Raw genomic sequence first — 13,315 nt, forward strand, 5'->3', positions numbered from 1 at the left:
TCGCCAAGCGAGGCGCATGGCCCACGTCAGCGGCATCCACTTCTTGCAGATCCCCGGCCCGACGAACGTCCCCGAACGCGTGTTGCGCGCGATCGACCGGGCGACGATCGATCATCGCGGCCCCGGCTTCGCCGGCCTCACGCTCGAGATCCAAGAGCTGATCCGCCCGGTGTTCGGCACCACGAGCCCGGTCGTGATCTTTGCCGCCTCGGGTACCGGTGCGTGGGAAGCGGCGCTCGTCAACACGCTCTCGCCCGGCGATCGCGTGCTGATGGTCGAGACCGGTCAGTTCGCCGCGCTGTGGCAGAAGCTCGCGACACGACTCGGGCTCGAGGTCGAGGTGATCCCCGGCGATTGGCGTCACGGCGTCGATCCCGACGCGGTCGCGGAACGGCTGACCGCCGACCGTGCGCACGCGATCAAGGCCGTCGCGATCGTGCACAACGAGACGTCGACCGGCGTGACCAGCCGCGTCGGCGCGGTCCGCGCCGCGATCGATCGCACCGGTCATCCGGCGCTGTTCCTGGTCGACACCATCTCCTCACTGGCGTCGATCGACTACCGCCACGACGAGTGGAAGGTCGATGTCACCGTCGGCGGCTCGCAGAAGGGGCTGATGCTCCCGCCGGGACTCTCGTTCAACGCGGTGTCGGCGAAGGCGCTGGCCGCCAGCGCGACCGCGAAGCTGCCGCGCTCGTACTGGGCGTGGGACGAGATGCTGGCCGCCAACCAGACCGGCTATTTCCCGTACACGCCGGCGACCAACTTGCTCTACGGCTTGCGCGAAGCGCTGCACATGCTGCACGAGGAGACGCTGCCGGCGGTGTTCGCGCGTCACGCGCGGCACGCCGAGGCGACGCGCCGCGCGGTGCGCGGCTGGGGCCTGGAGATCCTGGCGGTCGATCCGCGCGAATACTCCAACACGCTGACGGCCGTCGTCGTGCCCGACGGCGTCGACGCCGACGCGATCCGCGCCACCATCCTCGAGCGTTTCGACATGTCGCTCGGCACCGGGCTCGGTAAGGTGAAGGGCAAGGTGTTCCGCATCGGGCACTTGGGCTCGTTCAACGATCTGATGCTGGCCGGCACGCTCTGCGGCGTGCAGATGGGGCTCGAGCTGACGGGCGTCGCGCACGGTGACGGCGTCACGCCGGCGCTGACCTACCTGGCGGCGCCGGCGGCAGAAAAGCAGCTCGCGGCGGTCTGAGCACGTGAGCGCGCAGGCGACCGCGCGCGAGCCGATCCTGACCCGACGCATCGAAGCACGGCTGCGCGCCGCGACCAGCGGCGAGGTCTGGTTCGACCGCACGACGCGCGGCATGTACGCGACCGACGCGTCGATCTATCAGATGATGCCGCTCGGCGTCGTCGCCCCGCGCCACGCCGACGAGCTCGACGCGATCCTGACGATCGCGCGCGAAGAAGGCGTGCCGGTCACCGCGCGCGGCGGCGGGACCTCGCAGTGCGGGCAGACCGTCAACCGCGGACTGATCGTCGACGTCAGCCGCCACCTGCGCGAGCTGATCGCGCTCGACGTCGCCAACCGGCGCGCGCGCGTCCAGCCGGGCATCGTGCTGGACGTGCTCAACCGGGCGCTCAAACCGCACGGCTTGTTCTTCCCGGTCGACCCTTCGACGGCCAGTCGCTGCACCATCGGCGGCATGACCGCCAACAACAGCTCGGGTGCGCGCTCGATTCGCTACGGCATCATGGCCGACAACGTGCTCGGCATCGACGCGCTGCTGGCCGACGGCACCCGCGCGTGGTTCGGCGAGGTCGGAACGAACGGCGACGTCGGGCCAGCGCGCTACGCCGAGCTGCTGGCGCGCGTGCGCGCCATCGCCGCGCGCGAGGCGACCGAGCTCGACGCCCGCATTCCCAAGGTGCTGCGCCACGTCGGCGGCTACGCGCTGCACAAGGTGCGCCCGGAGGCGGCCTTCAACGCGGCGACGCTGCTGGTCGGCTCGGAGGGGACGCTGGCGCTGTTCCGCGAGGTCGAGCTGGCGCTGCAGCCGCTGCCCGAGCACAAGGTGCTGGGCGTCTGCCACTTCCCGCGCTTCGCCGACGCGATGCGCGCGACGCAAGCGCTGGTCGCGCTCGATCCGGTCGCGGTCGAGCTGGTCGACCGCACGATGATCGAGCTGGCGCGCGGCATCCCCGCCTTCGCCGCGACGATGGCGAAGTACGTGCGCGGCGAGCCGGACGCGCTGCTGCTGGTCGAGTTCACCGCCGACGACCCCGAGCCGTTGCGTGACCGGCTGACGGCGCTGGCCGACGCGATGGCGGACCTCGGATTCGGGGGCGGCGTCGTCGGGCTGACCGATCCGGCGCAGCAAGCCGAGATGCTCGACGTGCGCTCGCAAGGCCTCAACATCATGACCTCGATGCGCGGCGACGCCAAGCCCGTCTCGATCATCGAAGACTGCGCCGTCCCGCTCGAGCACCTGGCCGAGTACACCAGCGCGCTGACCGACGTCTTCACCAAGTACGGCACCACCGGCACCTGGTACGCGCACGCGTCGGTCGGCTGTCTGCACGTGCGGCCGGTGCTCGACATGAAGTCGGACGCCGACGTCGGCAAGCTGCGCGCGATCGCCGAGGAGGCGTTCGCGCTGGTGCGGCACTACGGCGGCGCGCACTCCGGCGAGCACGGCGACGGCATCGTGCGCTCGGAGTTCCACGCCGAGATGTTCGGGCCGCGCATCGTCGCCGCGTTCGGCGAGGTCAAGGCGGCCTTCGATCCGGCCAACCTGCTCAACCCCGGCAAGATCGTCGACGCACCCAAGATGGACGACCGCGCCAACTTCCGCTATGGTCCCGGCTACGCGCCGCTCCCGCTGGCGACAGCGCTGGACTGGTCGGCGTGGGGCGGTTTCACTGGCGCCGTCGAGATGTGCAACAACAACGGCGCCTGCCGCAAGGACGCCGGCGGCGCGATGTGTCCATCGTACCGGGTGACCGAGGACGAGCACGACGTCACCCGCGGGCGCGCCAACGCGCTGCGGCTGGCGTTGACCGGTCAGCTCGGCGCCGACGCCCTGACCTCCGCGGGCCTCTACGACGCCCTCGACCTGTGCGTCTCGTGCAAGGCCTGTCGCCGCGAGTGCCCGACCGGCGTCGACATGGCGCGCATGAAGATCGAGTTCCTGGCCCACTACCGCAAGGCCCACGGCATCCCGCTGCGCAGCCGCCTCGTTGCGGCGCTGCCGTGGATCGCGCACTACGCCGGGCCGCTGCGAGCGCTGGCCAACCTGCGCGATCGTATCCCGGGTCTCGCGCGGGTGCTGGAGCCCCTGAGCGGGATGAGCGCGCAGCGCGAGCTGCCGCGCTGGAGTGCGCGTCCGTTCCGCGAGCGCGAAGCGGCAGCGACCACTTCGGCGCCGCAGGGCGAGATCGTGCTGTTCGTCGACACGTTCAATCGCTGGTTCCAGCCCGCGGTGCTGCGCGACGCGCTGCGGGTGCTGGTCGCAGCCGGCTACGCACCGCGCTTTGCATCGGCGGACGGCGCGCAGCCGCTGTGCTGCGGACGTACGTACCTGGGCGCGGGGATGACCGACGCCGCGCGGAAGCAAGCGACGCGCACGATCGCCGCGCTGCTGCCGTTCGCGCGCCGCGGCGTACCCATCGTCGGTCTTGAACCCTCGTGCCTGCTCACGCTGCGCGACGAATTTCTCGCGCTCGTCCCCACCGACGACGCGCGCCTGGTCGCCGACCACGCGCTGCTGTTCGAAGAGTTCGTCGCGCGCGAACTGGACGCCGGCCGGTGGAACCCGCCGCTGCGTTCACTCGACGCGCGGGCCGTCGTCCACGGCCACTGCCACCAAAAGGCGTTCGGCGCGATGCCGGCCGTCCTGCGCGCGGTGCGCGCGATCCCCGGCCTCGCGGCCAGCGCGATCGAGTCGTCGTGCTGCGGGATGGCCGGGACGTTCGGCTACGAGCGCGAGCACGTCGGCATCTCGTTGCGGATGGCCGAGCGCGACCTGCTGCCGGCGGTGCGCGCCGCCGGCGAAGACACGTACGTCGTCGCCGACGGTTTCAGCTGCAAGCACCAGATCGAGCACGGCGCCGGGCGCGAACCGCTGCACGTGGCGCAGCTGTTCGCGCTCGCGCTCGACCGTGCGGAGACTACGGCAGGCCGAGCTCCGACTTGATGTACTGCCAACCGCTGAAGAGTTTGAGCGGGGCGCCCGAGTCCTGGATGGTCGCGACGTGGATGCCGATCAACGTGACCTTGTTGTTCGGCTTGTCGTTGTAATAGAACACCGGGCCGCCGCTGTCGCCGGCTTGCGACTGATAGTTCGCCCCGTACTGGTTCTTGAGCGTGCCGTAGTCGCTCTGCCAGGTGATCCCGGTTTTGGTGATCTTGCCGGTCGAAAGCGGCACCGTGATGGCGCCCTGCATGCAGATGTCGGTGTTGACGGCGGGCGGCGCGGTCTTCGCCGTCACCGTGAAGTAGGCGTCCTTGGCGCGCCAGATCCGGTCCTTGGTCGCCGTGACGAACGGATCGATGATCGTCAACGCCGAGTCCGAGCTGCGATTGTTGTACGGCGGGTTCTTCTGCACCGAGCCGATCTTGTTACCGCCGCCCATGTCGGGCTGACCGACGTTCGAACCGGTCGTGCCGACCCCAACGACGTGTGACGACACGACCGCGTAGACGCTGCTGGCCTCGACGATGACCGTCAGCGTACCGTAGCCGGTCCCTTGGCCCAACATTTGCACGCCGCCCCACAGCGGGCGCACTTTGCTGTTCTTGCTCGGTGCATCCAGGGGCATCGCCTGGGTGCTGGAGTCGAACGAGGCCGTCACGCGCTCGACGTGCAGCGGGACGTCGCCCGCCAGCCGCCGCAACGCGTCCTCGCGTGCTCGAACCAAGTCGTCCGGCGCGCTCTTGTCGATGCCGATGTAGAGCCGCCCGTCGTCGTCCACGTACGTGACGCGCACCGGCAGGTCGTCCAGCTCGCGAACGACGCTCGCGTCGAGGCCCGCGGCCAGCGGTGCGGCGCGATCGGTCCGACCGCGATGCACCATGAAATCCGACACGCGCTCGTGCGCGCGCGCCAACTCGTCTGTTGCCATGATTCACACCCTTTGCACACCCGTTCGCTCGCCGCTCGGCGAGGGGAACCGCTCACGAAGAGCAAGGTTCCTCGCCGAGTATAATCGCCTCTTCGCACGGGCGCAAGAGGCGATTATACGCCGCGCGCGATCAGTCGTCGCGCAAGACGAAGAACTCTTCGCGCACGACCGCGACGGGCGGGGCGTCCTCGATCGTCCGGTCGGCCGCATCACCCGCGGGGTGGCGTTCGGCGGCTACCATGCGCGAGGCGGCCAGCGGGTCGTCGCCGGATGCGTCGTCCTCGATCAGCGCCGAACGGACGGTGCCCCCGTGCGCCGTGACCTCGCGCTCGATCTCGACCGGATCCATCCCCTCGGCCACCAGCACCGCGTCGCCCTCGACGATCGTGCCGTCGACGAGCAGCGCGTCTTCCTCCTCGACACCGTGCTCGCGCAACACATCGTACAATGTACGGTCGCTGTCGCGATGAAACCACCGCATGATCGGGTTCCGCTCAGCGGCGCGCTGACTCGTCTGTGCACCGTGCGTCACGCCGATCCAGGTGTGCATGCCGTCGCGGTGCAAAGCGTGCGCCGTCTTGTTGGCCGCTTCGCGTGACGGGAAGCTGGCCACGATCGTGATCTTGTCGTCGAATTCGTCCATGCGAAACCTCCGCCGTGCACGTACCCGGCGTCGCCTCCGCCCTATCGACGATCTGCGTCACGTTAGGGGACGAGCAGCACCTTGCCGGTGCTCGCGCGCGATTCGACATGGCGCTGCGCTTCGGCCGCGTCTTTGAGCGCGTATCGCGCGCCGACGACGACGTTCACCGCGCCGCTCGCGACCAGGTCGAGCGCGGCTTGCATGCCGGGGCGCAGGTCCGCCGGCCGGGCCGCGCGATAGCCGCCGGTCGAATAGCCCAGAACCGCGCGATTCGACATGTGCAGATCGTTGCTCGCGACGTGCCCGGGCTCGCCGGACGCCATCCCGAACACCGCGTAACGGCCGAACGGGGCGAGCACCGGGAAGAGCGCGGCGAACATCGGGCCGGCGACGGAATCGAGCACGACGTCGACGCCGCGATCGCCGACCGCGGCCTTCACGCGCGCCGGGACGTCGGCGATGTGGTGATCGATGGTGACGTCGGCACCGGCTTCGCGCGCGACGGCCAGCTTCTCCGAGCCGCCGGCGACGCCGACGATCGTCGCCGCGCCGAGCGCGCGCGCCATCTGGATCGCGATCGTGCCGACACCGCCGGCGGCCGCGCTGATGGCGACCGTCTCGCCGCGCTGCATGCGCGTCGTCATCGTCAGCAGGTTGTACGCGGTGACCAGCATCGTCGAAGCCGACGCCGCCTCGTCGGAGACCGCGTCGGGCAACGGATACGTCAGCACCGTCTTGGCGCGCGCGATCTCGGTGTAGCCGCCGTCTTCGGGGAACGCCGCGACGCGCTGGCCGACGCGAAAATCGGTCACCCCCGCGCCCAGCGCGAGGATCGTACCGACGCAGTCCAGGCCCGGCGTGAACGGCGGCGGGCTGCCGCGATAGCCGCCCTTACGCCGCTGGATGTCGGCGAAGTTGATGCCGCTCAGGGTGACCCGGATCGTCACCTCGCCCGGGCCGGGCGTGGGATCGGGTTGCTCTTTCCAGAGCAGGACCTCGGGGCCACCGGTTTGCTCGACGACGATCGCGTGCATGCGGCGCGCCTTCGCGCCGACGGTCGAACACCCCGCCCGCGCGGGGTGCGAACGCTACTCCGCGCGCGTGATGGAGAGAACGCCGTAGCGGCGCTCGAAGCGCTTGCGGTCCTCGGCGAACATCGCGCGAACGCGATCCGATTCGACCTCAGCCGCGCGCTGCGCCGCCTCGTCGTTCTTCGCCTTCAGGGCCGCTTGGGCTGCCTTCACCGCGGCGACGGTCGGTTTCGTACGCATAGAGCGTGGTTGCGCGTCGGCCCGAAACGACCTGCGCGCCGGATCGGCCGCAGGCCGAACGTGACGGCTTCGCCGCAGCGAAGCGACTATACGCCGGCGACGTGCAGGCGAGCGTGGGCGAAGTCGATCTTCGCCTGCGCGCGGCGCCAAGCAGCCTGATCGCCGCCGGCCGCACGCTGCTCGTCTTGCGCCGCCTGGAGGTCGGCGCGCGCCTGGCCGATGTCGATCTCGTCGCGTGCGAGCGCCGCGTCGGCCAGGATCGTGATCTTGCCGGGCAGCGCTTGGAGAAAGCCCTCGCCGCACGCCAGCTCGAGCCGGTGCGTCGCGCCCTCGCCTTCGCGGACGTTGGCGCGCAGCACTCCCGGCCGCAGCGCCGTCAAGAACGGCGCGTGCGATGGGAGAATACCGACTTCGCCTTCGGTGCCGACGGCGATGACCAGCTCCGCCTGTCCATCGTACTTGACCGACAGCGGCGTGATGAGCTGAAACGGGATCGCGCTCATTTTAACGGCGCTCCGCCCCGGGCTCCGCGCCCCCCACGCGTAGCGTGGGGCCCCCGGGACCGACCTCGCAACAACATGGTGCTCAGGGCGCGATGGTTCTGCGCTCGGTCCATCACCATACTGCTGCTAGCCCTTGCCGAGCTTTTCGGCGGCGGCTTTGACTTCGTCGATGCCGCCGACGTAGAAGAACGCCTGCTCGGGGAGATCGTCGACCTTCCCGTCGAGGACTTCCTTGAACGAGGCGATCGTCTCTTCGATCTTGACGTACTTGCCGCTGCGGCCCGTGAACTGCTCGGCGACGAAGAACGGCTGCGAGAACAGCCGCTGCATGCGGCGCGCGCGGCCGACGATGACCTTGTCGTCGTCGGAGAGCTCTTCGACGCCGAGGATCGCGATGATGTCCTGCAGGTCGCGGTAGCGCTGCAGCGTCTCCTGGACGCCGCGCGCGACCTTGTAGTGCTCCTCGCCGACGATCGCGGGATCGAGGATGCGCGAGGACGAGGCCAGCGGGTCGACGGCCGGATAGATGCCCAGCTCGGAGATCGGCCGCGAGAGCGCCGTCGTCGCGTCGAGATGCGCGAAGGTCGTCGCGACGGCCGGGTCGGTGTAGTCGTCGGCGGGGACGTAGACGGCTTGCACCGAGGTGATCGAGCCCTTGTGCGTCGAGGTGATGCGCTCTTCGATCTGACCCATCTCCGTCGCCAGCGAGGGCTGATAGCCGACGGCCGAGGGCATGCGGCCCAGCAGCGCGGACACTTCCGAGCCGGCCTGCATGAAGCGGAAGATGTTGTCGACGAACAGCAGCACGTCGGCGCCGAGCTCGTCGCGGAAGTACTCGGCCATCGTCACGCCGGTCTGCGCGATGCGGAAGCGCACGCCCGGCGGCTCGTCCATCTGGCCGAAGACGAGCGTCGTCTGCGCGAGCACGCCCGACTCTTTCATCTCGACCCACAGGTCGTTGCCTTCGCGCGTGCGCTCGCCGACGCCGGTGAACACCGAGAAGCCCTTGTGGACCTGCGCGATGTTGCGGATCAGCTCTTGGATGAGCACGGTCTTGCCGACGCCGGCGCCGCCGAAGAGACCGACCTTGCCGCCGCGCGTGTAGGGCGCCATCAGGTCGATGACCTTGATGCCGGTCTCGAAGATCTTCGGGGTCGGGTCCTGCGCGGCGAAGTTCGGCGCGTCGCGGTGGATCGGCCACATCGCGGCGGCCTTCACCGGTTCGGACGAGTCGATCGCCTGGCCGAGCACGTTGAAGATGCGGCCCAGCGTGCCTTCGCCGACCGGGACGGTGATCGACTCGCCGGTGTTCTTCACCACCGCGCCGCGCACCAGACCGTCGGTCGAGCCCATCCCCAGGCACCGCACCTGGTTGTTGCCGAGCTCGCCCTGGACTTCGAGCACCAGGTCGCGCTCGGCCATCGCGGTGCCGGCCAGCTCGACGCCGGCCTGCGCGCCGGTCGAACCGTTGCTGCCGCCGGCGTGCGAAGCGCCGCCGATGTGCACGATCAGCGCGTCGTTGATCCTCGGCAGCGACTCAGCGGGGAACTCGACGTCGACGACGTTGCCGAGGACCTGGACGACCTTGCCGGTCGCGAGGGTCGTGGGGGTAGCGGTGGCGGTCACGATACGTGCTTCCTTCTTCTGTTCTCTGGCTAGCCCGCGAGGGCTTCGGCGCCGCCGACGATCTCCAGGATCTCCTTGGTGATCGCGGCTTGGCGGGCTTTGTTCATCTCGACCGTGTTCTGGTCGATCAGCTTCTTGGCGTTGTCGGTGGCGTTGTTCATCGCGACGAGCTGCGCGGCGTAGAACGACGCGTTCGTCTCGAGCATCGCCGAGTACAGGGTGAACTCGAGGTACTTGGGCAACAGCCGCCCGAGCACGAACTCGGGCGAGGGTTCGAACTCGACCGCGCCGCTGGTCTTCTCGGCCTTGGCGCTCTCGCCGGCGACGATCGGCAGCAGCGCGCGCGTCTCGGGCCGCTGCGTCATCGTGTTGACGAGCTTGGGCGAGATCAGGGTCACCGACGAGATCGTGCCGGCGACGAAGTCGTCGGTGACATGCTGCGCCAGCTCGCGCGCGTTGGCGAACATGTCGCCCTGCTGCAAGGCCCAGAAGGCCTTGGTCTCGCTGCGGCTGCGGCGCAGCGCGTTGCGCGCCTTGATCCCGACCGCGTACCAGACCAGACCGGCGTTCTCGCGCCCGTGGATCTCACCGGCGCGAATGAGGTTGGCGTTGAACGAACCGGCCAGGCCCTTGTCGGCCGTCATCAGGATGACGGCGCCCGGCGCGCCCTGGCGGCCCGGCTTCATGAACGGATGGTCGACCGCACCGACGTTCGCGATCAGGTCGCGCAGCATCGCCCCGATCGCGTCCGCGTACGGACGCGACTGCTTCTGCAACGCCTCGGCGCGACGAATCTTCGCCGCGGCGACTTGCTTCATCGCCTTGGTGATTTGCTGCGTGTTCTTGAGCGACCGAATCCGGTCGCGCAGATCGCGAACGCTCGGCAACTAGAACCCCTTGTTGAACTCTTCGATCGCGCCGACGAGCTGCTTCTGGACGTCGTCCGAGAGCGCGCTCGTCGTGCGAATCGTGTCGGTGATGGCGGCGTGCTTCTCGTGAACGAAGCCGAGGAAGCGGTGGACCCAGTCCTGCAGCCGGCCGGTGTCGATGCCGTCGAGATAACCGCGGGTGGCGGCGAACAGGACGATGACCTGGTCCTCGAACGGCTGCGGGTCGAGCTGCGGCTGAACCAGCACGGCCGTCGTCTTGTCACCGCGCGCCAACTGGCGCTGGGTGGCCGGATCGAGGTCGGAGGCCAGCTTCGCGAACGCGGCCAGCTCGCGGTACTGCGCGAGGTCGAGCTTGAGCTGACCGGCGACCGACTTCATGGCCTTGGTCTGCGCCGACGAGCCGACGCGCGAGACCGAGATGCCGACGTCGACGGCGGGCCGGATGCCCTGGAAGAACAGCGCCGACTGCAGGTAGATCTGACCGTCGGTGATCGAGATGACGTTGGTCGGAATGTACGCCGAGACGTCGCCGGCCTGCGTCTCGATGATCGGCAGCGCGGTCATCGACCCGCCGCCCTTCTCGTCGGACAGCTTGGCGGCGCGCTCCAACAGGCGCGAGTGCAGGAAGAAGATGTCGCCCGGGTACGCCTCGCGGCCCGGCGGACGGCGCAGCAGCAGCGAAACCTCGCGGTAGGCCTGCGCGTGACGCGTGAGGTCGTCGTAGATGATCAGGACGTCTTGGCCCTTGAGCATGAAGTGCTCGCCCATCGCGCACCCGGCGAACGGGGCGATCCACTTGAGCGAGGCGGGCTCCGCCGACGAGACGACGACGATCGTCGTGTAGTCCATCGCGCCGTGCTTCTCGAGCGTCTGCGCCACCGACGCGACGGTCGAGTTCTTCTGCCCGATCGCGACGTAGATGCAGATGACGTTCTGGCCCTTTTGGTTGATGATCGTGTCGATCGCGATCGCCGTCTTGCCGGTGCCGCGGTCGCCGATGATCAGCTCGCGCTGGCCCTTGCCGATCGGGATCAGCGCGTCGATCGCGCGGATCCCGGTCTGCAGCGGCTGCTTGACCGATTGCCGCTCGATCACGGTGGGCGCCGTGTTCTCGATCGTGCGGTACTGATTGCTCTTGATCTCGCCCTTGCCGTCGACGGCCTGGCCCAGCGCGTTGACGACGCGGCCCAACATGACCTCGCCGACGGGGACCGAGGCGATGCGGCCGGTGCGCCGGACCTGGTCGCCTTCCTTGATGTCGGTGTCGTCGCCCATGATGGCGACGCCGACGCTGTCCTCTTCGAGGTTCAGCACGATGCCCTGCAGGCCGTTGGGGAACTCGACCAGCTCGGACGCCTGCGCGTTGTCCAGGCCGTAGATGCGCGCGATGTTGTCGCCGACCTCGATGACGGTGCCGATCTCGGCTTCGTTCGTTCCCGTCGCGTAGGTGGCGATGCGCTGTTTGATGATTCCGGCGATTTCGTCGGCGTTGATCATGGCGTGCTTTCTCGGGCTAGTTCGTGGACAAGAGGCGGGCGATGTCGGCCAGGCGGCCGGCGACGGTCCCGTCGGCGACGCGGTCGCCCAGCGTGATGCGGACACCGCCGATCAGATTGGGATCGACGCTCTGCGTGACGTCGAACGGCGTGCCGTAGGCCTTGGTGAGGCGGTCGACGATCGACTGCAGCTCGCCGGGCTCGAGCGGCCGCGCACTGGTGACGCGCAGCAGCTGCGCGCCGCGCGCTTCGCGCTCGAGGATCTCGTACTGGCGCAGGATCTCTTCGGCCAGCGACTCGCGGCGCTTGCGGATGAGCAGCAGCACCGTATGCAGCGCGATCGGGTCGAGGCCGGCGAACGCCTGCGCGATCACCGACTCCTTCTCTTTGCGGTCGACCACCGGCGAGCGGTAGAAGCGCCGGACCTGTTCGTCCGACATGAGCGCGTTGACGAAGGTCCGCAAGTCGCGCTGAATCTGGGTCGTCTTGGCGGCGTCGGTCGCCAGGCCGAAAACGGCCGTCGCGTAGCGGCGGGCGAGTGTTTCGTTCGGCATCAGCCGGCCTTCCGCGCGGCGAGATCGGACACCGTGGCCTCGACCAGGCGATTGTCGGTCGCGGTATCGATGCGCGACCCGGCCTGCGCGCTGGCTTTCACCAGCGCCTTCTCGATGAACTCGACGCGCAGCCGGTCACGCGCCTGCATCCGGGCCCGCTCCAGCTCGTGGTCGGCGTTGCGCAGGATGCGCTCGGCCTCGGCCTTGGCTTGCTCGAGCGCGTGCGCCCGCTCGCGCTGCGCGACGGACTCGACCCGGCTGCGGATCTCGCGCGCGTCCTCGTCGGCACGCTCGATCTCCGCGCGGGCCTCGGCGACGGCGCGTTTCATCTCCTCGCGGTGCTTCTCGGCTTCCGCCAACTCGTCGTTCTTGGCGGCCTGGTAGCTCGAGAGCGCCGGCTTGATCCACTTGTTGAAGCCCCAGATCGCGACCAGTACGAAGATGACCGCGCCGGCCATCTGCGAGACGAGCGCCAAGGTGTCCAGGCTCATGCCGCTCCTCCGATCGCGCGGCCGACCATCTCATCGGCCAGCGCATCGACGATGCGGGCTTCTTGCGCCCGCGCCGACTGGAGCTCGGTCTCGACTTGGGCGTGCGCCTTCTGCACGATCTCCAGCGCGCGCCCTTGCGCGTCGCTGATGATCGCGTCGGTCTCCTTGCCGAAGGCCTGACGCTTCGCCGCGATCGCCTCGTCCGCGGCCAGCCGCGCTTCGTGGCGGCGTATCTCGGCCTGGCCGCGCAACGACTTCACGTCCTGATCGAGCGCCTCGACGTCATGCTTCAAGCCGTCGATGTACGCGCGGCGACGCGCGATCGCCGCACCGACCGGCTTGAAGAAGATGACGTTCATGATCGCCAGGAAGACGATGAAGTTGACGATTTGGACGACGACCGTCCCGTCGAGAGAGAGCAGCATACTCTGTTCTATCCGCGCGCCGTGCGCAGGTTAGTGACCGGCTCCCACGAGCGGGGCGACGATCTTCTGGACGAGCGTCGGGACCGGCGCGACGACCAGCAACAGGTAGAACGCGAGGACCAGCGCGATGATCGGGAAGGCTTCCAGGACGCCGACGCCCAGGAACATGAAGGTGAAGATGTTGCCGCGGGCTTCGGGCTGGCGCGCGATCGATTCGACGGCCTTCGACGCGACGATACCGTCGCCGATGGCCGAGCCGAGGGCGACCGCCGCGACGATGATGGCGAAGCCGACGATCAGCAGGGCGACGACCAAACTCTCAGGACTCACGATGGAC

General features: G+C 69.0%; 14 protein-coding genes. 2 read left to right on the forward strand and 12 right to left on the reverse strand.

Going from position 1 to position 13,315, the window contains the following annotated elements; translation table 11 throughout:
- Window positions 1–16: 16 nt before the first annotated feature.
- Both VMD91_11485 and VMD91_11490 read left to right on the forward strand, forming a co-directional pair.
- A complete protein-coding gene (locus VMD91_11485; GenBank protein HTW84682.1) occupies window positions 17–1,207 on the forward strand; it encodes an aminotransferase class V-fold PLP-dependent enzyme in 1,191 nt (396 codons plus the stop codon).
- Window positions 1,208–1,211: 4 nt separating this feature from the next.
- A complete protein-coding gene (locus VMD91_11490; protein ID HTW84683.1) occupies window positions 1,212–4,151 on the forward strand; it encodes an FAD-linked oxidase C-terminal domain-containing protein in 2,940 nt (979 codons plus the stop codon).
- Here VMD91_11490 and VMD91_11495 read toward each other — a convergent pair.
- From VMD91_11495 to atpE, 12 genes are all read right to left on the reverse strand, one after another.
- Window positions 4,126–5,079, reverse strand: coding sequence for a hypothetical protein (locus VMD91_11495; protein HTW84684.1), 954 nt, complete (start codon window positions 5,077–5,079; stop codon window positions 4,126–4,128). The genes VMD91_11490 and VMD91_11495 overlap by 26 nt on opposite strands.
- A gap of 130 nt (window positions 5,080–5,209) precedes the next feature.
- Window positions 5,210–5,722, reverse strand: a complete 513-nt coding sequence (locus VMD91_11500) for a hypothetical protein (protein HTW84685.1) — start codon at window positions 5,720–5,722, stop codon at window positions 5,210–5,212.
- Window positions 5,723–5,784: 62 nt separating this feature from the next.
- Window positions 5,785–6,756, reverse strand: a complete 972-nt coding sequence (locus tag VMD91_11505; GenBank protein ID HTW84686.1) for a zinc-binding dehydrogenase — start codon at window positions 6,754–6,756, stop codon at window positions 5,785–5,787.
- A gap of 54 nt (window positions 6,757–6,810) precedes the next feature.
- Window positions 6,811–6,993: a hypothetical protein gene (locus tag VMD91_11510; GenBank protein HTW84687.1), complete on the reverse strand. Its 183-nt coding sequence runs from the start codon at window positions 6,991–6,993 to the stop codon at window positions 6,811–6,813.
- An 86-nt stretch (window positions 6,994–7,079) separates the two neighbouring features.
- Entirely contained in the window at window positions 7,080–7,496 is a 417-nt protein-coding gene (gene atpC, locus VMD91_11515) for an ATP synthase F1 subunit epsilon (protein ID HTW84688.1), read from the reverse strand.
- A 126-nt stretch (window positions 7,497–7,622) separates the two neighbouring features.
- A complete protein-coding gene (gene atpD, locus VMD91_11520) occupies window positions 7,623–9,122 on the reverse strand; it encodes a F0F1 ATP synthase subunit beta (protein HTW84689.1) in 1,500 nt (499 codons plus the stop codon).
- A gap of 29 nt (window positions 9,123–9,151) precedes the next feature.
- On the reverse strand, window positions 9,152–10,009 hold the full coding sequence (gene atpG / locus VMD91_11525) for an ATP synthase F1 subunit gamma (protein HTW84690.1): 858 nt from the start codon (window positions 10,007–10,009) through the stop codon (window positions 9,152–9,154).
- The gene (gene atpA / locus VMD91_11530) at window positions 10,010–11,509 is read right to left on the reverse strand and encodes a F0F1 ATP synthase subunit alpha (GenBank protein HTW84691.1); all 1,500 of its coding nucleotides are present in this window, start codon (window positions 11,507–11,509) and stop codon (window positions 10,010–10,012) included.
- A gap of 16 nt (window positions 11,510–11,525) precedes the next feature.
- Complete coding sequence (atpH, locus tag VMD91_11535; protein ID HTW84692.1) at window positions 11,526–12,062, reverse strand: ATP synthase F1 subunit delta; 537 nt, start codon at window positions 12,060–12,062, stop codon at window positions 11,526–11,528.
- The gene (locus VMD91_11540; GenBank protein ID HTW84693.1) at window positions 12,062–12,553 is read right to left on the reverse strand and encodes an ATP synthase F0 subunit B; all 492 of its coding nucleotides are present in this window, start codon (window positions 12,551–12,553) and stop codon (window positions 12,062–12,064) included. Before VMD91_11540 ends, atpH begins: the two co-directional genes overlap by 1 nt.
- The gene (locus VMD91_11545; protein ID HTW84694.1) at window positions 12,550–12,978 is read right to left on the reverse strand and encodes an ATP synthase F0 subunit B; all 429 of its coding nucleotides are present in this window, start codon (window positions 12,976–12,978) and stop codon (window positions 12,550–12,552) included. Before VMD91_11545 ends, VMD91_11540 begins: the two co-directional genes overlap by 4 nt.
- A gap of 30 nt (window positions 12,979–13,008) precedes the next feature.
- Window positions 13,009–13,308, reverse strand: coding sequence for an ATP synthase F0 subunit C (gene atpE, locus VMD91_11550; protein HTW84695.1), 300 nt, complete (start codon window positions 13,306–13,308; stop codon window positions 13,009–13,011).
- Between the last annotated feature and the right edge of the window lie 7 nt (window positions 13,309–13,315).

The sequence above is a fragment of the Candidatus Sulfotelmatobacter sp. genome (genome assembly GCA_035504415.1).
Classification (GTDB): Bacteria; Vulcanimicrobiota; Vulcanimicrobiia; order Vulcanimicrobiales; family Vulcanimicrobiaceae; genus Vulcanimicrobium.

Bases quoted from the DNA above. Each gene is read 5' to 3' on its own strand.
- atpC (HTW84688.1), bottom strand. From the start codon at position 7,496: ATGAGCGCGATCCCGTTTCAGCTCATCACGCCGCTGTCGGTCAAGTAC.
- atpA (HTW84691.1), bottom strand. From the start codon at position 11,509: ATGATCAACGCCGACGAAATCGCCGGAATCATCAAACAGCGCATCGCC.
- VMD91_11495 (HTW84684.1), bottom strand. From the start codon at position 5,079: ATGGCAACAGACGAGTTGGCGCGCGCGCACGAGCGCGTGTCGGATTTC.
- VMD91_11500 (HTW84685.1), bottom strand. From the start codon at position 5,722: ATGGACGAATTCGACGACAAGATCACGATCGTGGCCAGCTTCCCGTCA.
- VMD91_11540 (HTW84693.1), bottom strand. From the start codon at position 12,553: ATGAGCCTGGACACCTTGGCGCTCGTCTCGCAGATGGCCGGCGCGGTC.
- VMD91_11485 (HTW84682.1), top strand. From the start codon at position 17: ATGGCCCACGTCAGCGGCATCCACTTCTTGCAGATCCCCGGCCCGACG.
- atpH (HTW84692.1), bottom strand. From the start codon at position 12,062: ATGCCGAACGAAACACTCGCCCGCCGCTACGCGACGGCCGTTTTCGGC.
- VMD91_11505 (HTW84686.1), bottom strand. From the start codon at position 6,756: ATGCACGCGATCGTCGTCGAGCAAACCGGTGGCCCCGAGGTCCTGCTC.
- VMD91_11545 (HTW84694.1), bottom strand. From the start codon at position 12,978: ATGCTGCTCTCTCTCGACGGGACGGTCGTCGTCCAAATCGTCAACTTC.
- VMD91_11510 (HTW84687.1), bottom strand. From the start codon at position 6,993: ATGCGTACGAAACCGACCGTCGCCGCGGTGAAGGCAGCCCAAGCGGCC.